The 20,408-nt window shown below is 40.1% G+C and carries 18 protein-coding genes; 16 read left to right on the forward strand and 2 right to left on the reverse strand.

Translation table 11 applies throughout. The features are described 5' to 3' along the window. Positions 1–331: 331 nt before the first annotated feature. Positions 332–1,030, reverse strand: a complete 699-nt coding sequence (locus AC19MV_RS12240) for an NUDIX hydrolase (protein ID WP_498307866.1) — start codon at positions 1,028–1,030, stop codon at positions 332–334. A 141-nt stretch (positions 1,031–1,171) separates the two neighbouring features. Here AC19MV_RS12240 and AC19MV_RS12245 point away from each other — a divergent pair, with 141 nt between their 5' ends. The 15 genes from AC19MV_RS12245 to AC19MV_RS12315 all read left to right on the forward strand — a co-directional run bounded on the left by AC19MV_RS12245 (position 1,172) and on the right by AC19MV_RS12315 (position 17,490). Then, positions 1,172–2,197 carry an SPFH domain-containing protein gene (locus AC19MV_RS12245; RefSeq protein ID WP_498307868.1) on the forward strand — a complete coding sequence of 342 codons (1,026 nt, stop codon included), beginning with the start codon at positions 1,172–1,174 and terminating at the stop codon, positions 2,195–2,197. Further along, positions 2,194–3,120, forward strand: coding sequence for an NAD(+)/NADH kinase (locus AC19MV_RS12250; protein ID WP_498307870.1), 927 nt, complete (start codon positions 2,194–2,196; stop codon positions 3,118–3,120). Before AC19MV_RS12245 ends, AC19MV_RS12250 begins: the two co-directional genes overlap by 4 nt. Before the next feature lie 150 nt (positions 3,121–3,270). Beyond that, the gene (gene prs, locus AC19MV_RS12255) at positions 3,271–4,125 is read left to right on the forward strand and encodes a ribose-phosphate diphosphokinase (protein WP_498307872.1); all 855 of its coding nucleotides are present in this window, start codon (positions 3,271–3,273) and stop codon (positions 4,123–4,125) included. A gap of 10 nt (positions 4,126–4,135) precedes the next feature. After that, entirely contained in the window at positions 4,136–5,731 is a 1,596-nt protein-coding gene (locus AC19MV_RS12260) for a nicotinate phosphoribosyltransferase (protein WP_498307874.1), read from the forward strand. A gap of 121 nt (positions 5,732–5,852) precedes the next feature. Next, positions 5,853–6,674: a metalloregulator ArsR/SmtB family transcription factor gene (locus AC19MV_RS12265; RefSeq protein ID WP_498307876.1), complete on the forward strand. Its 822-nt coding sequence runs from the start codon at positions 5,853–5,855 to the stop codon at positions 6,672–6,674. A gap of 60 nt (positions 6,675–6,734) precedes the next feature. Next, a complete protein-coding gene (locus AC19MV_RS12270) occupies positions 6,735–7,145 on the forward strand; it encodes a phosphatase domain-containing putative toxin (protein WP_498307878.1) in 411 nt (136 codons plus the stop codon). Between the two features lie 196 nt (positions 7,146–7,341). Then, positions 7,342–8,352 carry an ArsJ-associated glyceraldehyde-3-phosphate dehydrogenase gene (locus AC19MV_RS12275; RefSeq protein ID WP_498307880.1) on the forward strand — a complete coding sequence of 337 codons (1,011 nt, stop codon included), beginning with the start codon at positions 7,342–7,344 and terminating at the stop codon, positions 8,350–8,352. Positions 8,353–8,358: 6 nt separating this feature from the next. Next, on the forward strand, positions 8,359–9,570 hold the full coding sequence (gene arsJ, locus AC19MV_RS12280; protein WP_498307882.1) for an organoarsenical effux MFS transporter ArsJ: 1,212 nt from the start codon (positions 8,359–8,361) through the stop codon (positions 9,568–9,570). Between the two features lie 376 nt (positions 9,571–9,946). Further along, a complete protein-coding gene (locus AC19MV_RS12285; protein ID WP_498307884.1) occupies positions 9,947–10,120 on the forward strand; it encodes a DUF1328 domain-containing protein in 174 nt (57 codons plus the stop codon). Positions 10,121–10,276: 156 nt separating this feature from the next. After that, positions 10,277–10,471 (forward strand): hypothetical protein, encoded by a 195-nt coding sequence (locus tag AC19MV_RS12290; RefSeq protein WP_188958052.1) that lies wholly within the window; start codon positions 10,277–10,279, stop codon positions 10,469–10,471. Between the two features lie 69 nt (positions 10,472–10,540). Continuing rightward, complete coding sequence (locus AC19MV_RS12295; protein WP_498307885.1) at positions 10,541–12,184, forward strand: diacylglycerol kinase family protein; 1,644 nt, start codon at positions 10,541–10,543, stop codon at positions 12,182–12,184. A gap of 799 nt (positions 12,185–12,983) precedes the next feature. Then, a complete protein-coding gene (locus AC19MV_RS12300; protein WP_498307887.1) occupies positions 12,984–14,366 on the forward strand; it encodes a hypothetical protein in 1,383 nt (460 codons plus the stop codon). Further along, positions 14,363–15,169 carry a hypothetical protein gene (locus AC19MV_RS12305; RefSeq protein WP_498307888.1) on the forward strand — a complete coding sequence of 269 codons (807 nt, stop codon included), beginning with the start codon at positions 14,363–14,365 and terminating at the stop codon, positions 15,167–15,169. Before AC19MV_RS12300 ends, AC19MV_RS12305 begins: the two co-directional genes overlap by 4 nt. 9 nt (positions 15,170–15,178) lie before the next feature. After that, complete coding sequence (locus tag AC19MV_RS12310) at positions 15,179–16,591, forward strand: hypothetical protein (protein ID WP_498307890.1); 1,413 nt, start codon at positions 15,179–15,181, stop codon at positions 16,589–16,591. Beyond that, entirely contained in the window at positions 16,588–17,490 is a 903-nt protein-coding gene (locus AC19MV_RS12315) for a hypothetical protein (RefSeq protein ID WP_498307892.1), read from the forward strand. The genes AC19MV_RS12310 and AC19MV_RS12315 overlap by 4 nt, the downstream gene beginning before the upstream one ends. 665 nt (positions 17,491–18,155) lie before the next feature. Here AC19MV_RS12315 and AC19MV_RS12320 read toward each other — a convergent pair. Continuing rightward, on the reverse strand, positions 18,156–19,517 hold the full coding sequence (locus AC19MV_RS12320) for a sigma-54 interaction domain-containing protein (RefSeq protein WP_498307894.1): 1,362 nt from the start codon (positions 19,515–19,517) through the stop codon (positions 18,156–18,158). A 260-nt stretch (positions 19,518–19,777) separates the two neighbouring features. Between AC19MV_RS12320 and AC19MV_RS12325 the strand changes: the two genes are divergently transcribed. Continuing rightward, positions 19,778–20,272, forward strand: coding sequence for a hypothetical protein (locus AC19MV_RS12325; protein WP_432402184.1), 495 nt, complete (start codon positions 19,778–19,780; stop codon positions 20,270–20,272). Positions 20,273–20,408: the final 136 nt, after the last annotated feature.

Consider the following 20,408-nt stretch of genomic DNA (forward strand, 5'->3'; position numbering starts at 1 on the left):
GGCAAGAGCTAACATCAATATTACACGTGATTTAAAACCATGCTGGTGGGTTATTTTTATGTATTTTGCTAAACATTATCGGTCAAAAATGACGTGTGAAGCTTGCCATAATCTTGCCAATATATTAGAAACTAAATGTCTATCTCATGTTGAATAGTGACCCTTTTAGACAAACTCAATGAAGAGTCAGTGTATTTGGGGTTAACTGACGTCAGCCTTATAACATGTTCGGCGTAATTCAACATAGTGTTGCATGAACAAGAAAAATACTCGCGCTAAAGACACAATATGCCATCGAATATCGATGGCTGTGGCTATTAGATTCACTCCATTAAACACTTAAATTCCGCTCAAAGTTAACAATGTCTACATCCGGTTTTATTTTATAAAGTTGGGCTAAACGGCCACCGGATTTAACTTTTTCATCTATCGTTGCAAACATTTCAGAAGCTTCAATACGACGAATTAAGCTCTTACGTTGAATCGATTTACCGATAATTGTTTCAATAACGGTTTTGAGTTGTCCGATCGTAAAATATTCAGGCAAGCAGTATACGGGGACCATGGAATATAACGCTTTTTGTTGAAGACGCAGTTGCGCTTGCTCAATAATGTATTGATGGTCAAAAGCAATGGATAAGCTTTTTAATTGATTAACATCAATCCACTGCACGTCTTCCACTGTGTCTATATGCGATGACACATCTTGTTCAGCAATTAATGCAAAATAAACCAAGGTAACGCTGAAGCCTCTTGGATCTCTATCTTTACTTGAAAATGCCTGTAGTTGTTCAATGTAAGGTGGCGCAACACTGGTTTTTTCTTTTAGCTTTCTCAGTGCGGTTTTATCCGTTGTGTCATCAATATCAATATCAACAAACCCGCCAGGTAATCCCCAGCAACCTATAAATGGTTGGTTAGCACGCTTTACCATAAGCACTTTTAAGGCCGCATCTTTTACGGTAAATAGCACACTATCTACGGTAAATAATGGGTTTTTGAACTGGTTGATATCGTATTCTTCAGTCATTTCTATTTATCACAACCTCTTTATGTCTTTACGACACATTAATGATTCGTCAGTGTTTCGTCAATTAAAAATAAACATTGACACAATAATGTCTCAGAGACAATAATAATTGTGTCAAAGGGACATTAACTGGAGGTTGTTATGTTTGGTTTAAAATATATAAAAGCAGATCCATCTACACACTTGATGCTATTTAAAAAAGGCAATGTTATTCAAGAGGGCGTCGGAGTCAGTTTTTTCTACTATGCGCCAAACTCATCATTGGTTGCTATTCCAAGTAACAGTAAGGAACTCCCTTTTGTCTTCAGACTACAAACGGCCGACTTCCAAGAGTTAAGTCTTCAGGGACAAATTACTTATCGGATTGAAAAACCACGTGAGGCAGCAAAAATGCTCAATTTTACTATTGAGCCTACAGGGCAGTATGTTTCTGATGACCCTAAAAAATTAGACGAACGTGTTCAGCGAGCAGTACAAGTGTTACTGCGTAATCATATTGAGTCTATGACATTAAAAAATGCATTAACATGCGCTCGACAGCTGACGTTAGACCTTAAGCAAGGATTGACTAGTATTGACGCGATTACGAGTTTAGGGGTGGGGATTACGGATGTATCACTCACCGCAATTAAACCTACGCCAGAAACAGGCAAGGCACTAGAGGCGGAAATTAGAGAAAGTTTGTTGAAAGAAGCCGACTCAGCAATCTATGCAAGACGTCTAGCCAGTATTGAGCAAGAAAAGAGTGTTAAAGAGTCTGAGCTAGAGACAGAAAAAGCGATTCAAAAGAAACAGCAAGATCTTGAAACATCGAAGTTAGAAGCCGCACGACTTCGCAAGCAACAACAATTTAAAATTAATCAAGAAACCATCCAAGCTCAAATAGAAGATGAGAAGCAATTAGAGCAGTTAGTTACCATTAATGCTGCAAACGAAAGAGCGCGTGGAGATGTGCAAGCCTATAAAATACAAGTGCAGATGCAAGCCTATCAAAATATTGATATTGAAAAGCTTAAAGTCATGAGTATGAGTGGCATGAAGCCTGAGCAATTGATTGCACAGGCAATCGAAAACTTGACTCAAGGGGACAATAAGATTGGCAATCTAAATTTCTCACCAGATTTATTATTGGCGTTAACGAATCGACAAGATGGGGGGCGCGGATGATTTCAAACCGAAAAATGGTGGTCGTGACTCGCAAAACTCGACTTGAAGAGCTTAAGCAAAAATATTGTACTTTAGGCCAAGCGAAGTTTTATCTTGAGCATTTAGGTGAATCATTTACCGACTACGAAGAAGAAAATCATCTTTACACTAATGTTATCAATATTGCTGTTGATTACCTTAAAACGATTAGCCGCGTACAATTGCTTGAACGAAGTGTATTGTCTACTTACCTATTTTCACCAGACGACATTGTTATAGTGATTGGACAAGATGGTTTGGTCGCGAATACTTTGAAGTATCTCAATGGACAACCCGTTATTGCGATTAACCCCATGCCATCAGTGTATGCGGGTAAACTGCTACCTTTTTTGATAGGGGAGCTAAAAGATATTGTTTTACAAACCTTAAGCGGTGCTGTCACCACTGACAATATTTCTATGGCAGAAGTGAACACCAATTTAGGCCAGACGCTTTTAGCCGTAAACGATATATTCATTGGTCCGAAAACACATTCATCTGCACGTTATACATTATCCATTAATGAGCAACATGAAGAGCAAAGTTCAAGCGGTGTGATCATCAGTACCGGCTTGGGATCTACGGGTTGGTTTAAAAGTATTCTGGCAGGTGCAAGAGGTATCGCAAAGCAACCTATTCAGGATGAGCTTACAGACGGTTTTCCGTGGGCAAGCCCATATCTCTATTACTCCGTTAGGGAGCCATTTCCTTCAATTAAAACCGGTTGCGAACTCGTTTTTGGTCAAATTTCAAATCAATCTGGTTTTTCTATGACATCAAAAATGCCTGAAAACGGAGTGATATTTTCAGATGGTATTGAACAAGACGCCATTGAGTTCAATGCAGGTGTCGTTGCCTATATTTCAATGAGTTCACGTGTTGGCCATTTGATTAAAAAAGAGTAATTTTTTTAATATCAGTTAGTTGAATTAGCTGTTACTCTTTTTCCTTACACACCAATATTAGTGTCTCACTGACACAAACACCTTGCTTAAGATTAGCGTCTTTGTTATATTCAATAGTGTCCTACAGACACTATATTAAAAGGAGTTAACATGAATGTATTTAGTCACGATGTATCAGGAAATAAAACGGTATTTAACTATGACACTTTTACTTTTTCTGGCGGTGAAGAGCATATCCGCTTTAATATAGAAGAGATATTAACGTCAGTAAAAATCGAAATTTTTGCTCGTTTAACCAGTTCATCTCAAATTGTAAAATTAATGGTGGCAGTCGATGCACTAAGAAGACTGTCAAATGACAGTATCCCAATTGAACTCGTTATCCCTTATTTCCCTTATGCTCGCCAAGATAGAGTCTGTGTCGAAGGAGAAGCGTTAGGTGCTTCTGTTATGGCAAACTTTATCAATCAACTTAATTTTTCTAAAGTCACAATATGGGATGCTCATAGTGACGTATCTCCAGCGCTGTTACACCGAGTCGTTAATATTCCTCAATTGTCATTGCTTATGCGTTACGAAGCGTTATGCCAACGCCTAGCCACGGGAGAGTTAACACTTATTTCTCCTGATGCTGGTGCCAGTAAAAAAACGATAAAAATTGCCGAAGCATTTAAGGGCGAACCTGAGGTTATTCAAGCTCAGAAAATTCGAGATCTTAAAAGTGGTGACATTATCAGTACCGAAATCTTAGGTGACGTTCAAGGCAAAAAAGTGCTGATTGCAGATGACATTTGTGATGGCGGACGTACTTTTATTGAACTTGCTAAGGTCCTAAGAGATAAAGGCGCTATTGAAGTTTCATTGTTTATTACCCACGGTATTTTCTCAAAAGGCCTAGATGTGTTTGAAGGGTTAATCGATACGATTTACACCACAGATTCGTTTAAACCCGCAGAAGAGTTTACACAAAATAAAAGCATAAAGTTACACATCATCGAGATGTAAGGAAACCCTCATGACTATTACCGCTGCAAGTATGCAAAAAGATGTTTACAAAGAATTTCATAGCCGTGCTTATCATCCAGACGTCACTGAGGTATATGCAAACTTTACCTCAAGAAGTGGCAAGTTAAGTAATGTAGATAATAACGACAAAGTTGCTTTTGTGGGTTTACAGTACTTCATTAAAAGCTATTTACAGGACGAATGGGCTGAATTTTTTAATGTGGATAAAGCCTCTGCCGTTGCCAATCATAAACGTATTCTGAGTGCGATGTTAGGTTACCCCGTTAATGTTCAATATCTAGAAGACCTTCACGATTTAGGTTATTTACCACTCAAAATTAAAGCGTTACCAGAAGGTACATTGGTTCCTTATTTGGTACCACCTATCACTGTTGTTAACACCAAAGAAGGTTTTCAGTGGTTAACTAACATGATTGAAACCGTGTTGAGTTGTGAAAATTGGCCCATTCAAACAAGTGCAACAACGTCAGTTGCCTATTTAAAAGTATTCAAAGAGTTTGCAGAAAAAACCGGGTTACCAATGGATTTTGTGCCTTTTCAGGGGCATGACTTCAGCTTTAGAGGCATGTTTGGTAAACAAGCTGCGGCAATGAGTGGTTTTGGTCATTTGGCTTCTGGTTTAGTCGGTACAGATACCATTCCAGCTGTGCTGTTTGCTGAGAAATATTATGGTGCCAACGTTGATACTGAGCTTGTAGGTTGTTCTGTTGATGCGACTGAACATTCGGTGACATGTTCTTGGATCATGGAAGGCGAAATTGAGTTCTTTAGATATTTGATGAAAGAACAGTCGCCAAAAGGAATATTGAGTGTGGTGTCTGACACTTGGGACTTCTGGACGTTGGTGACGGAATATTTACCTCAGTTAAAGCAAGAGATCATGGTCCGTGAAGGCACATTAGTTATCCGCCCAGACTCAGGTGATCCGGTAAAAATTCTGACCGGATATAAAGTTTCTCCAGTCTCTGACTATGCAGAACTGTTTAATACTCAAAATGAGGCTGAAAAAGAGGCCATTATCAATGGTTATGAAGCTTACCGTTGGAATGGAAACTATTTTGCTTTTGAAGAAGAGCAAACCATTAGCTTAATGGATTTTGAAATCAAAGGGCTTATTGAATGCCTTTGGGATATTTTTGGTGGCACTACCACAGACAAAGGTTTTAAGTTACTTGATGAGCATATTGGTGCTATTTACGGTGACGCAATTACATTACCGCGCCAACGTCAAATATTACAGCGTTTAATGGATAAAGGCTTTGCGTCTAAAGTGGTTTTAGGCATTGGTTCGTATAGCTACCAGTATGTCACCCGTGATACTCATGGCTCAGCAGTTAAAGCAACCAGTGTGGTTAAAAACGGTGAGCGGGTCGCGATATTTAAAGATCCTAAAACAGATACTAAGAAAAAATCAGCTAAAGGCTTACTTAAAATCGAGCGCGTTGATGGTGAGTTAGTGTTGTTTGATGATGTTACAGAGATTGAAGAGGATCAAGGTTTACTTGAGACTGTTTTTGAAAATGGACATCTAGTTAAAGAAACGTCACTTGAACAAATACGACAAGTGATTAACGACCAAATTTAATAATAATATCCAATATTAAGCCTATTCATTATCCTGAATAGGCTTTTTTATTGCCTCAACCTTGTATATGTAAATATTCATATATACACTGTTTTTAAGATCCCAGCTGAGCCCGTCATTTATGAAAAAGAAAAGCGTATTGTTTTTGTGTACTGGAAATTCTGCCCGTTCACAAATGGCTGAGGCGTTATTAAGGAGCAAGGCCGCCGATCAATTTGAGGTTTTCAGCGCGGGTACTGAGCCGGAGCAAGTTGACCCAAGGGCGATTGAAGCAATCCAAAAGTTTGGTGTCGACGCCAGTCATTTAGTGTCTAAAAATGTACAAACCTTTGCTGGGCAAGCCTTTGACTACGTGATTACGCTTTGCGATAAAGCCAATAGCGAATGTCGCAGTTTTCCTGGGGCTGGCAAGCAACTCGCCTGGGATTTCCCCGATCCTAAAACGCGCAAAGGTAACCATCCTTTCTCCAGCACTTTAACCGAGCTTAACAATCGCTTATCAATGTTTTTGCTGGTGGAACGTAAGGCGTCTGCAACAGCACCCATTGAAACACCAGCCGAAGTTGAACCGCTCGCCGAAGAGGCGCTAACCGATGTCGATCCCATCGCGTTTTATAAATGCTTAACCGACGATATCCGTCTAAAAACCTTAATGCTGACTCATTATCATGGTGAGCTGTGTGTGTGTGAGTTAATGCAAGCGCTAGATGAAGAGAGCCAACCTAAAGTGTCGCGCAACTTAGCCTTATTGAAAAAAGCCAACATTCTTAGCGATAGAAAACATGGCCAATGGGTGTTTTATCGCATTAATTCAGCATTACCGTTATGGATTAAGTCGGTGATTGCGCAAACGACCGAAAATAACATAGCGTTAATTTTGCCGTATCTTGAGCGCCTAGACGCTATGAAAAACCGCCCTGATAAAGTCAGTTTCTGCCGTTAAATTTTTCTGTCTATTCGCCTCGGTACAAGTACCCGTTGTAATCGATTTTTGGAGTCAAAAATGTTGCTACATCCGTTTGATATTTTGCCATTAGACCCACTCAATGAGAATGGCGCTAAATTGATTTTCACCCCATGCCCAGGCACTAAAGAACAAGCATTAGCTGAGTCATTAAGTACGTTAAAAGCAGCGGGCACTCAAATGTTGCTTACTCTGATGTTTGACGAAGAAATGGCCCACAATAATGCCAGCGATTTAGCCGCACAATGTGCCAAACAGGGCATTACATGGGTGCAGTTGCCTATTTTAGATGACGCCGCACCGGGCGCTGAATTTGAAGCAAGCTGGTTAGCTAATAAAGCGCAAATCTTAGATTTGATGCATAACCAGGGCACAATTGCTGTGCATTGCAAAGGCGGGTCAGGGCGCACAGGGCTAGTGATTGGGTTGATTCTTGCCAGCTTAGGTTAGCCAAAAGACAAGGTTGTTAGTGCAGTACAAGCATTGCGACCCAAAGCATTAGCGCACCCAGTACAGCGCGAATATTTTGATGCGTTTACTCTATGACCTTTTTCATAAGAGATTGTTGATAAAAGACTGCTGATAAAAGATTACTGACTAAAGGCTACTGATTAATAAGCCAAATAACATTATTTAGGACAATATTATGAAAATTAAAATCGGAATTAATGGCTTTGGCCGTATGGGACGTTTATCAATGCGCGCAGCGTACGATTGGGACGACGTAGAAATTGTTCATATTAACGATCCTGCTGGCGACGCCGCAACGTTAGCCCACTTAATGACCTTTGATTCAGTACATGGGCACTGGCATCACGAGGCGACTCATCAAGGCGATGCCATTGTGATTAACGGCAAAGCTATTCCATGTACTCAAAACAAAGCTACTCAAGATACCGATTGGTCACAATGCGATGTAGTGATTGAAGCCTCAGGTAAAATTAAAACCAAGGCCTTGTTGCAAGCGTATTTAGAGCAAGGTGTTAAGCGTGTTGTGGTTACAGCACCAGTGAAAGAAGAGGGCGTGCTCAATATTGTGATGGGCGTAAATGATGACCTTTATGATAAAGCGATTCACCCGATTGTGACGGCTGCGTCTTGTACCACCAACTGTTTAGCGCCAGTGGTAAAAGTTATCCACGAAAAAATCGGCATTAAACATGGTTCGATGACCACAATCCACGACATCACTAATACCCAAACAATCTTAGATGCTCCGCACGCTGATTTACGCCGTGCCCGTGCCTGTGGTATCAGTTTAATCCCCACCACAACCGGTTCTGCTACTGCTATTACTCACATTTTTCCTGAGCTTAAAGGCAAACTAAATGGTCATGCTATTCGGGTTCCACTGGCCAATGCATCGATTACCGATTGTGTGTTTGAACTTGCTCGCGGCACTACAGTACAAGAAGTGAATCAATTGCTTAAACAAGCTGCTGACAATGAGCTTAAAGACATTATGGGCTATGAAGAGCGCCCATTAGTGTCTGTTGATTATAAAACCGATCCACGTTCAAGCATTATTGATGCCTTGTCGACCATGGTAGTTAACGACACCCAATTGAAATTATACGTGTGGTACGACAATGAGTGGGGATACGCTAACCGCACTGCTGAGCTTGCCCGCAAAGTTGGCCTAGCAGATAAGGAATAACCCAGCATGGGGCTGATATCACTGAGCGCATTGCCGCCGCAGATTAAACAATACCTGATTATTACCGGTAATTATTGGGCGTTTACCTTAACGGATGGTGCGCTACGTATGCTGGTGGTGTTGTACTTTCATCAGCTCGGTTACACCCCGCTTAACATTGCCATGCTGTTTTTGTTTTATGAAATCTTTGGCGTAGTGACCAACCTGGTTGGCGGTTGGTTAGGTGCAAGGCTGGGGTTAAATAACACCATGAACATTGGTCTTGGGCTGCAAATTGTCGCCCTTGCCATGTTAACTGTACCCGCCGATATGCTTACCGTGGTGTATGTGATGGCGGCGCAGGCCTTGTCTGGTATTGCCAAAGATCTCAATAAAATGAGTGCCAAAAGCGCGATTAAAATGCTGGTGCCTGGTGATGCTCAGGGTAAGTTGTATCAGTGGGTCGCGATTCTTACGGGGTCTAAAAATGCCTTAAAAGGGGTGGGTTTCTTTTTAGGTGGGTTATTACTGACATTACTTGAGTTTCGCGGCGCAGTGATACTCATGGCAGCTATGTTGGCAGTCGTGTGGTTGATGAGTTTATTCAGCTTAAAAGCCGATTTAGGTAAAGCTAAAAACAAGCCTAAATTTACTGATATGTTCTCAAAAAGCTCGGCGATTAATATGCTGTCGGCGGCGCGGATGTTTTTGTTTGGTGCCCGCGACGTGTGGTTTGTGGTGGCATTGCCAGTGTTTTTAGCGGTTACCTTTCAGTGGGACCATTGGTGGGTTGGCGGCTTTATGGCCTGCTGGGTGATTGGTTACGGTATTGTGCAATCATTTGCGCCGTACTTTACTGGCAAAAAACAAGGCAAGGTGCCAACAGGGCATTCGGCTTTTTTATGGGCTAGTTATTTATTGCTTATCCCAGCAGCCATTGCATTAGCGTTACATTTTGACTTTTATATTCAACAGTCATTAATCGCCGGTTTATTGTTGTTTGGTGCGGTGTTTGCGATTAATTCATCGCTGCACAGCTACCTTATTGTCAGCTATGCCGGACATGATGGTGTATCACTCGATGTAGGCTTTTATTATATGGCCAATGCTATGGGGCGCTTAATTGGTACGGTATTGTCGGGCTGGGTGTATCAACAATATGGTCTAGAAGCCTGTTTGTGGATCTCGAGTGCATTTGTCGCTTTAGCGGCGCTTATATCCATTAAATTACCAAGATAAAGATGCGATAAATCGTAAATTAACATCATAAAAAATAGGGTTGCCATTGTTGGCAGCCCTTTTTTACATCTGTTGGTTTCCCATTAGGCTTTGAGCCTGAAACTCTTACCGAATAGTCGGTAAAAATTGCTTACGTAGGTTTGGGTTTCTGATTTCCCTTTTAATCCGCATAACTTTTTATTTTATTAATTTCAGGTGCTTATGATTGTTTTTGAAAGTTGGCACGATGCTGGCTTTAGTTAGTATACGAACAATGAGAAACATACGAACGATAAGAAGTATACAAAACACAGACATACAGAGTTCATCGCACGTACTAATATCGTTTATGCATATTCAATACATTTAAGACAAACCGTATACCAAGGAGGTTTTTATGTTGGGCTGGACATTAATTTTTTTAGTGATAGCAGTGATTGCAGGTCTATTGGGTTTTAGCGGTATTGCAGGTGCAGCCGCAGGGATCGCCAAATTTATTTTCTTTATCTTTGTGGTGTTGTTGTTAATTTCGCTTGTGTCGAATGCGCTGCGTGGTAAATCACCTCGATAACAGTCATTTAAATAACAGGTATCCAAACAATAGTCATTTAAACAGCAGCCATCTAAATAATAAACATGGCTTAATTGTTAATTAAGCATATCTTAATGTAGCTAGTAGAAGCATCTGCCAGCAATTAAGTCTTTACCATCATCAAGGAGATGAATTATGAAATTATTAAAATTAATCACAATGGCAAGTTTTATGGTGTTATTAACTGCTGGTTTATCAGCATGTTCAGATAACAAAGCCGAAAATGCCGGTGAGAAGGTCGATGAGATGATTCAAGATGCGGGTAATGCAGTTGAGGATGCTTGTGAAGATGTAAAAGAAGGCATGAAAGCCGAAGATCCAGACTGTTAATAATATAACGGCACTCATGCATTAGGCATGAGTGCCGCTTTTTATTATTTCACTCCAGGAGGACCGATTATGCCGACCCAAATCCACATTAAATATTATTACACCCTTGGTACTTTTATCGCGTTGTGTTTATGCATCGCGTTACCAAATGTAGTGCTGCAAGTGGCGTTTGGCTGGGTGGCATTGTCTTTAGCTCTAGTCAGCTCTGCGTATTGGTTTAATAGCGCGGGGATTTTTCGTAAAAGCCAGGATGGCAGTATCCCGTGGTATATCAGTTGGAGTTTTGTGCCGTTTTTAATGGGCTGTCAGGCGTATAACTCATGGGCAAGAAAGCACGATAAAGTGCCGGCAATTCAAAAGATAGATAAACAATTGTATTTAGCGTGCCGTTTGTTTCCAAGCGACGTTGAGCAATTAAAACGTGAAAAAATAGGGGCTATTTTAGATGTGACCGCCGAGTTTGATGCACTTGAATGGACCTTAGTGGACGAAAATATCGAGTATTTAAATATTCCGGTGTTAGACCATAATGTGCCAACCGTTGCGCAATTAAATCAAGCCGTAAACTGGTTACACACTCAGGTACGCAAAGGTAATAATGTGGTAGTGCATTGCGCCTTAGGCCGAGGCCGTTCAGTATTAGTGTTAGCCGCGTATTTAGTGTGCCGCGATAAAAACCGTCAGTTTACCGAAGTGCTCAAAAGCATTAATGATATTCGTCAAACGGCACGCTTGAACAAGTGGCAGTTAGCGGGCGTTGAAAAAATGCATCAAAAGCAGCAAATTAATATCCATAAACAAGCTTGGTTGATAGTTAATCCTGTGTCGGGTGGCGGTAAATGGCACGATGAAGCCGATCATATTAAACAAACCCTATCGCGCTATTTTCAGCTTAATGTGTTGTACACCACTAAAGATAAATCGGCGGTGCAATTAGCCGAACAAGCTAAAGAAAAAGGTGCCGATATCGTCATAGCCTGTGGTGGCGATGGCACGGTTAACGAGGTCGCCTCGGTGTTGGTCGACAGTGATATTTATTTAGGCATTATCCCAATGGGCACCACTAATGCGTTAAGCCACACCTTATTTGGTGTCACAAGTAAGTTAATACCCGTGTCGCAGGCGTTAGATATTTTAATTCAAGGTCATCACCAACGTATTGATACCGCAGTGTGTAACGACATCATTATGTTACTGCTGGTGGGGTTAGGGTTTGAGCATAAAATGATTCAAAAAGCCGACCGCGAAACCAAGAACGACATGGGTCAGTTAGCGTATTTAAATGGTTTATGGGAAGCCATTGATGAAAATCAATCGTTATCGCTACGCTTACAGCTCGATGATGGTGAAACCCACACTATCGACACCACCAGTTTAGTGGTTGCCAATGCCGCGCCATTTTCCAGCGTATTAGCTCAGGGTAATGGCGAACCGATTATTAATGATGGTTTACTCGACATTACCTGGATTGAGGCAAGTGACACCTCGCCACAACAATTGCTTAGCATGACCGAGTTATTGTTTGCAGGCTTAACAGGCAGTCGAGACCAAAACGCTGCAAATAGTGCGATTCATCATCAACAGGCGAAAAAAATCTATTTAACAACCGATACTCAGTTTAAGTACGTGATTGATGGCGAGCTGTTTGAGGCTGATGATATGCGTATTGAGGTGAAACCTAAGTCGTTGTCTGTGATGATTCCACAAGGGTAATTTTCATTTTATGGCCTACGGCCATTAAGGTCGTGATGCTTCGCCCACGACAGGTGAATAAACGTTAGTTTGATTCAAGTATATCTATATAGGTCGGTTAGTTTAAATTTGTCTTCCCGGCAATGTTTTTGAGCCGGGATCCAGGTGTTTTTTTGCTTATGGCCTGCGGCCACTAACGTCGTGGCGCTTCGCCCACACCAGAGCAAGAGGAAACCAACGGCTGTTCCCTCTTGGATCTCCCAGCCGCCACATCAAAATTATCTGGAAAGCGATAATTTCGCGACGTGGTCAAATCCAACTTTTAACTTCGTCTGAGTGTTCTTCAGCCACCTCTTTATGGTAAAGAATGAAAATGCTAACGCTTCATATGGGGCGTCCCCTCCCCTCTAAAGCTAGCTGGCTCTGATAGGCAGGATGCCTTGAAGCACATGGGTGTGCGAGAAAGGCCATGGCCAGCTAACGTCATTTTCTCAAGTTCAGAGATATATGTAAGCAATTTCAAGTAAGGGGGGAACGTTCGTTTGTGTACGAAAAATATCTTGACATAATTTGTAATAAAACTTTCTCTGTAGCCACTAAATATCGTGTACATAACCATCTAAATAACAACAATATAGCGATTTATTGTCGAACTACTAGAAAAGGAGTATAAAGATAGAAATATGTACCTGTTAAACATCAGAAAGATTGATTTAGAGGCTGTTGATTAAACCTTGTCCAGCTATTGGTATAAATGGAAGGTATGGTCATGACTATATAACGAAAAGAACCTAATAGTTGAATAATATAGAGAATAGTGATGTTCAAAGGGATTAATAAAAAAACTATTGTATCAGTTTACAAGCCAGTAGAGTTTCCTGCGGATACAGCAGAGGAACTAGCAATTCAGTTAGATGTGGATAACGTAGCCAAACGTATGGCGCGACAAGATATGCCTCCTAGTGAATCAACCAGTATTGACGCTCAAGAGCTACAGTTTAAACAAGAAATTGAAAAGCGAGCTATTCAAGCCAAGGCTCGTATTCAACAAGATGCTAATTCTAAAGAAATGCAAATCAACGAGATTTCAATCGAACGAGATCTTGCTGATCTAACAGCCATTCCTGAGACCTTCGCCAATACGATTAATCGTGAATATCAAGAAAACGAGGCGGAGTTAAAACAGTTAAAAGAACAATACACTGTCGCCTTGGATGATCTGCAGGGATTTAAACGAATGCATGTTCTGCGCCGTGAAGCTGATTATCCTTCGAGCAGTTTAAAATCATTTGGATTATTATTTCTAATGTTGGTTTTGGAAACAGCTTTAAACGCTTCTTTTTTTGCACAAGGCGACGATCTAGGTTTATTAGGTGGCGCCATTCAAGCTTTCTTAATTTCATTAGTGAATGTTTGCTTTGGCTTTATGGTGGGATATTTCATTCTTCCTTGGAAAAATTATGTTTCGTCGGTGAATAGAATTTTAGCTCTGGTTTCTAGTATTGTGTTTGGAGTTTCAGCATTAGCAGGGAACTTAGGTGTTGGACATTATCGTGATGCTATGAGTATTGATCCTGATAATGGCGCTAAAGTTGCCTTAGCAAACTTTTTAGAAGGCCCTTTTGCACTTCACGAATTCAACTCGTGGCTACTGGTGGCATTAGGAGTTATCGTATTTTGTACCTCTGTTTATAAAGGCTATTATTGGGATGATATTTATCCCGGGTTTGGTCGTATTTCACGACGCGTCCAAGAAGCAAAAAATGAACTTATAGAAGGAAAAGTTGAACTATGCGATTCGATTCATGATGTCTATGAGGAACATGTTAAACAAGCTGATAAACATTATAAAAAAATGCAGCAAGACAAACAAATGTTAGGGATTTTATTCTCATCAATTAAAAACGACTTTAGTTTATACAGAAACTATTTATCAAACTTAAATAATGCATACCAGTACTTGATTACTCTGTATAGGCAGACAAACAAAAAGGAACGCGAGAGTCCTGCACCTACTTATTTTTCTGAAAATATTGTTATTTCATTTGATGAATTAACACAAGTCAGTGAACCTACAGATCACAGACAAAAGTTTGAAGACTGTCTTAATAAGGCTGCGGCAGAGTTTCCTGAAATCAAAAATAAACTTTTGACCTCTCAATCCGAAAAAATTAAGTTAATTGATGAGATTTGCAAAGTATGAGTCGACGCAAAGCAGCACAGAAACGTAAAGATGATTTTTTAGGGGTCGCTCTGATAATATTTTCAGCGATGGTAGTAAGCCTAGGCATTTACTTTTACATGGACCAAAGCCAGAAACAAGTTAACCGCAATAAAGACGATAACTGTCGTATTGATGGAGTAGTCACGAAAGAGACTGTACTTTTAGTCGATACAACTGATTCTGTCAATCCAACCCAATATCAGACAATCAAAAATAAACTTGAACAGATACTTGAGAGTGCTGAAGTAGATGAAAGGGTATCGGTGTACACCATCACCGAATCTGCAGAAAAGAACACTCCAATCTTGGTAACGTGTAACCCTGGTGACGGAGCTGATAAAAGTGAGTGGACTTCGAATAAAAGACAGTTAAAAGAAAACTGGGAGCATAAATTTAAAGAAAAACTTGAATTTGCAGTGACTGAGTTACTGGATTCAGAGCTGGCCAAACAGTCGCCAATAATGGAAGCGATTAAATCTGTTGGCGTCTACTCTTTTTCCACATCAAAAGCACCTGTTAAGCAACTAATTATAGTATCTGATTTATTGCATCACACTGACGGTTTATCTCAATACAGAGCACCTAAATTAAAGTTTAACATAGTAGAGAAAAGCCCTTATCTAGCTTCTGTGTTGGCCAATTTAAACGGTGCTAGGATTGAGATACTTTATTTGACAAGACCTAAGGATCACTCCAGACAAGGTCGTACCCATATTTTATTTTGGGAAAAATATTTCGAGAAAAGCAATAGTGTAGTTACAAAAATTAGCAACGTGAATTAAGGCGTAAAGATGGAAAGCAAAGAAAAAATATCAGGATGGCAAACGGGTATTGTTGAACGAATGTCATTAAAAAATTTATTCATAATCGCTGTGCTAGTAGGAGCCTTTTTCACGTTTATTGGATCACAAATTAACTCAACATTTTTAGGGTTTTGGGTGCCTGTTACTATCATTCTTATATATTGCACAATAGTATGGCAAGGCTCGTCAGACGTGCCACCAGTAATTGCAGGTGACAGTTGTTACTATTTAGGTTTTATTTTTACCCTGATATCACTTATAGCTTCATTATTATTACTTTCCGAAGGCCCAGAAGCTGGAAAAGTTAATTTTAGTCAGATCGTTTCATCATTTGGTGTTGCGCTAGTGACAACAGTTATTGGATTAATTGCACGTTTGCTCATTACATCATTTGATATCGAAACCAAACAGCGCCAAGTGCAGATTGAACGCGATATAGAGCAATCATTAGAAGTATTTAAAGGGCAAATCGATGTTCTGATTAATACTGTAACTTCGAGTGTCATTAAAGTAAGCGCTGAAACTCAACAAGTAATAATAGGCACCCTACAAGAATACGAAACAGTAAATAGTAATGTTCTACAAAAATTCGAAGCAAGTTTTGATGAATGCCAGATTAAATTTACTAATGCAGTTAATAATCTCATTGATAAAGTTAACTCCATTGAAGTGTCCAAAGATGTAATTACAAAGCCAGTGCTAGAATCAATTAAAGACCTAACTGATAATCTGGCAGGTTTTAGTCATAGTTTCACTATAGGAGCTAAGCAGTTACAGACCAATAATGAACAGCTCGCTTATCATATTGCCGGTAGTACTGATACTATCAACAAACATATCAATGGCTTTGAAGCTCAGTTAAATGTAGTAGTCAATGAACAGGCAAACAGTTATCGCCAGACTCTTACAGAAATTGGAAATGCTGTATTGTCAAGTATAGGAGATATCAAAGACTTTAAGCTAGAAGTGGAGGATAACATATCCTCAAAAGTGGAAAAGTTAAGTACGCAATTTGCAGATTTATCAACAGCTATGGATATATCAGTTCCAGCCCTAACATCTTCGATGAAGACCTTGTTCGATGAATCATCGATTATCCATACGCAACTGGCTGACTCCCCTAAAATAATTCAAACATATATCTCTGGTTTGAATGAGTTATCAGAGAAGTTTAAATCTTTAGCTACAAATATACCGCAGTTGGAAAGTTTCAGTGAACAATTGTCTAAATTTGAAGAGCTATTGGCAGTTTCAAGCAAGCAAACGCTGGAAACCTACAAAAGATTTGACGAAAGTGCTGCCGCAACAGAAGAATATACAAATCAGGTTGCCAAAGATATCTCAACTGTGTATAGCAACCTAGCACAGGAAATTCAGAAATTGCGGGGCGCTGCTGCGTGAAATCTGAAGTGACTGGACGGAGCAAAAGCTCAATATTAGATACATCATTGACTGAATTAGCATTTATTTTCTTTTTTATTTTACTTTTAGTGTCAGTATGGAAATTAAACGAACAGGAAAGTAAATTAACAGAACTGGTGACACTCAACAATAATCAACAATTGATTATTCACAGCACACATGCTGACAGTGAGTTAATAGACAAAATTAAAGAACAAGTTGGTGAGGATAACTTTGAGGAGTATTTTTCTGAAATCGTTAAATTAAAAGAGCGTGTTGAAAGAGTAAGCCAATTAGAACTTGAACTTCAGCAAAAAAAATCTGATTTAAAACTACTTGAAGATAAAATGGCTGAAATATTTAAAAATGAAGACATAGAACAAGCAATAGCCAAAATAGAAGAAGTTGCAAGGTTCAAAGAACTCATATCAACAGCCCTACCAAATGAGTCGCAGCTGGATAAGGCATTAAATATGCTTCTGATCCAACTAAGAGATGCAAAAGGTCAAAACAATAACTTGCGTCAACAAATTGTAAAACTTGGAAACGGCCTCGATCACCCACCTTGTTGGGCAGATTCAGAAACAGGCTCCATAGAATATATGTTCGATGTAACTATCCATGAGGACGGTGTTACTTTTGCTAGAGGCTGGCCAGATTCCAGAAATGAGCAAGCTATTGCGGATCCAAACATAGTTGGTGCAATTGGTTTATATAAAAGTAATCAAGAACACCTAATGAAAACAACAATTATTTACGAAGATTCAGTTAAGAATAGCTGCAGACATTTTGTGCGTATATCAGATAAAGCAATTTCAAAGGATGCATTCAAAAAAAACCTATTCGCGATAGAAAAGCACTTCTATAAAAAGCTAACAGAGACTAAGTATGGAAACTAATAAGCAGCATCTGAGCGAAGCCAGAAAGGAATTTTTAAGTGAATTCGTGAAGATAAAATACATAATTGAAATTCATACTGAAAAGAAAAAAAGTACGGATAGAGTAAATTTCTTTTATTCTATAAAAAAAATACTTGGTTTTAAGATTTAATACTTTGAGGCGAAAACTATCCGACACAGAGGGTAGCTTTAGATAATAAATAAGTTAGTATTATTTAAAATACTCTCATTCAATTTTATTCTTTAAAATCTGCAGATTAAGTAAAAATTGATGAGTTAATCGTGGATATTTGCGAGCTGACCGTCCGACCCATGGACGGGTCGGCCGAGCTACATGGATGTACTTGCTGCGTGTCAGTGAGTGAATGCCATGATCAAGCCATAACAGTAAACATTTCAGATGCATTCTTTGCTGTGGGCGAAGCGCCACGACGTTAGTGGCCGTAGGCCATATGTACAAAAGTACAAAAGTACAAAAGTACAAAAGTACAAAGCTAACACCTGGATCCCGGCTCAAAAGCACTGCCGGGATGACAATATTGGTGTGTCCCAGCTTAAAATTATTGCCGGGATGATAATATTGGTGTGTCCCGGCTTAAAATTATTGCCGGGATGATTAGGTTGGTGGATTCCAACTCAGAACCACTGCCGGGATGATGAGTTTCTTAATCTTCTGAGCTGGTTTGGTCTTCGTATTTACTCAGTTTGTTGTACAAGGTTTTGACACTAATGCCGAGTTGTTTAGCTGTGTCATTTTTATTGCCGGCGGTTTGATCGAGTGCTTGATAAATTGCCACTTTTTCAAGTTCATCTAAACGCATACCTGTGGGGATTTGTACATCGTCTTCCGCTGACTCGGTAGACGGTTCTAACGGGTTAATATTGATATGGCTGACATCAATAATGTCGTCGGCAAGAATATAAGCGCGTTCGATTGCATGCTTTAACTCTCGCACATTACCAGGCCATTTTTGTTGTTGAATAAGAGCTAAAGCATCGTCGGTAAAGACTTTGCTGAGTTTTTCTGCAGCATTGCGGTAGGCTAAAAAGTGCTGGGCGAGTCCGCTAATGTCGTTGCCACGGTCACGTAGCGGCGGCACGTTGATAGGGAAATGCGCTAAGCGGAAATACAAATCTTCACGAAAATGTCCGTTTTCAATGGCTTTAGCGGGATCGCGGTTGGTTGCTGCCACAATACGCACATTGGCTTTTTTTACATTAGGGCTGCCGACTTGGCGATATTCGTTATTTTCGAGTACCCGCAACAGTTTAACCTGATGCTCGAGTGGCATTTCGGTGACTTCGTCTAAAAATAACGTGCCACCCTCAGCTTGCTCAAATACGCCGGAATGATCTCTATGTGCGCCTGTAAACGCGCCTTTCACATGGCCAAATAATTCACTGTCGACTAGTTCTGGGCTTAATGCGCCACAGTTAATGGCAATAAATGGCTCGTTAACTCGGTTGCTGGCTAAGTGAATCGTATTAGCAACCAACTCTTTGCCGGCTCCACTTTCACCAATAATCAATACATTACTGTCTGTTACCGCAACCTTACGCGTCGTTCTGTACAGCTTGTGCATGGCTCGTGATGAACCCACTAGTAAGCCATATTGATCAAGTTCGCTTGAAAAAGGTTGGTGTTTTTTAGCTGATTTGGTCACTAAGTCTTGGGCAAAATCTTCTAAGGTATCGTCAATCAACGTCATATCGTAAGGCTGACGAAAATGATAACCCGCCCCAGTCGCCATTAATTTGTCTAGGTTGGGGTTCGGTTTGCCTTCGCTTAAAAAGATAAATTCGATATCAGCCATTAATTCGCTATTGGCGATATCGAGATAGTCTTGTTGGCTTAAATTGGCGAGTTCGATAATGGCCACATCTACGGCATTGTCTTCAAGTTGAGCTAACCAAGGTCGCTCGATGCTACTGGCTATTTTATTGAAATGTTGGCAACTCGGAATTTGTAAGAGCTGAGTTTGTGTTTGCGGCTGGCGCAAATGGTAAAAAAGTACTGGACGACCCATGCCGATATCACTCCCTGTCTGTTAATAACCAATGTATGTCGAAGATGTAGATTTGACAATTACAGACGGTAATTTTTTCCTGTTCGGCGTTTTCTCCGAGGCTTGTTTATTAGCATAACAATTTAAAATCAGTAGGTTAATTAAACTTTGTCAATGTGCACGGATTATGCAAGTAAACATAATGACTTAATTTTACATTTATTAGCAAGTCATCATGCATGTTAATGATAATCATTAACTAATGATAAGGAGATATGACGTTGAATAGAACACGATCAAATGAGGTTATGCACGACGGAAGCGACTTATGGTTACTCAATGAAGCCATTGATTTATGCCAAGCAGGGCAACAGTTTTATACCCAGGCCACAAAGGGGGCCGACGACTACAATATCAAACGTATTTTTAGCCATATGGCAGAGATCAGAAAAAGTATCTTAAGCCGACTAACGGCATTGTTTAAGCAGGTTGAGCCGAGATATCCGCAAACGATTGAGAGTATTAATACGTTAAGGCCGTCACTGAGCCCTTTTTATGCCGAAGCAGAGAGAGCCATAGAACAAAAGCGTTTGGCAAAAGCCATTAAGGTACTGGTTACCGCAGAACAGTATGTGTTAAATCGACTGAAACTTGCCGCTAAGCGTGCCAATAGCCAACAAGTCACCCGGCAATTGGCTGAGGGCATCGCATCGCTGCAAATAAGCTGCGACAGCATGAAAAACTTGCAGTTTAACGAGTCGACTCCATCACCCTGAAAATTTTACATCATGTCGGTAAAAAAGTCCGATATTCACTCACTGCTATTAACGGATTTACAGTGAAATAAAATAACAAGTTATTTTAAAACAGACAGTTATAAAACTTGGCACAGTTCGCGCATTACCTAATATG

The sequence above is a fragment of the Shewanella sp. MF05913 genome (genome assembly GCF_059758095.1).

Bases quoted from the DNA above. Each gene is read 5' to 3' on its own strand.
- AC19MV_RS12240 (WP_498307866.1), bottom strand. From the start codon at position 1,030: ATGACTGAAGAATACGATATCAACCAGTTCAAAAACCCATTATTTACC.
- AC19MV_RS12245 (WP_498307868.1), top strand. From the start codon at position 1,172: ATGTTTGGTTTAAAATATATAAAAGCAGATCCATCTACACACTTGATG.
- AC19MV_RS12250 (WP_498307870.1), top strand. From the start codon at position 2,194: ATGATTTCAAACCGAAAAATGGTGGTCGTGACTCGCAAAACTCGACTT.
- prs (WP_498307872.1), top strand. From the start codon at position 3,271: ATGAATGTATTTAGTCACGATGTATCAGGAAATAAAACGGTATTTAAC.
- AC19MV_RS12260 (WP_498307874.1), top strand. From the start codon at position 4,136: ATGACTATTACCGCTGCAAGTATGCAAAAAGATGTTTACAAAGAATTT.
- AC19MV_RS12265 (WP_498307876.1), top strand. From the start codon at position 5,853: ATGAAAAAGAAAAGCGTATTGTTTTTGTGTACTGGAAATTCTGCCCGT.
- AC19MV_RS12270 (WP_498307878.1), top strand. From the start codon at position 6,735: ATGTTGCTACATCCGTTTGATATTTTGCCATTAGACCCACTCAATGAG.
- AC19MV_RS12275 (WP_498307880.1), top strand. From the start codon at position 7,342: ATGAAAATTAAAATCGGAATTAATGGCTTTGGCCGTATGGGACGTTTA.
- arsJ (WP_498307882.1), top strand. From the start codon at position 8,359: ATGGGGCTGATATCACTGAGCGCATTGCCGCCGCAGATTAAACAATAC.
- AC19MV_RS12285 (WP_498307884.1), top strand. From the start codon at position 9,947: ATGTTGGGCTGGACATTAATTTTTTTAGTGATAGCAGTGATTGCAGGT.
- AC19MV_RS12290 (WP_188958052.1), top strand. From the start codon at position 10,277: ATGAAATTATTAAAATTAATCACAATGGCAAGTTTTATGGTGTTATTA.
- AC19MV_RS12295 (WP_498307885.1), top strand. From the start codon at position 10,541: ATGCCGACCCAAATCCACATTAAATATTATTACACCCTTGGTACTTTT.
- AC19MV_RS12300 (WP_498307887.1), top strand. From the start codon at position 12,984: ATGTTCAAAGGGATTAATAAAAAAACTATTGTATCAGTTTACAAGCCA.
- AC19MV_RS12305 (WP_498307888.1), top strand. From the start codon at position 14,363: ATGAGTCGACGCAAAGCAGCACAGAAACGTAAAGATGATTTTTTAGGG.
- AC19MV_RS12310 (WP_498307890.1), top strand. From the start codon at position 15,179: ATGGAAAGCAAAGAAAAAATATCAGGATGGCAAACGGGTATTGTTGAA.
- AC19MV_RS12320 (WP_498307894.1), bottom strand. From the start codon at position 19,517: ATGGGTCGTCCAGTACTTTTTTACCATTTGCGCCAGCCGCAAACACAA.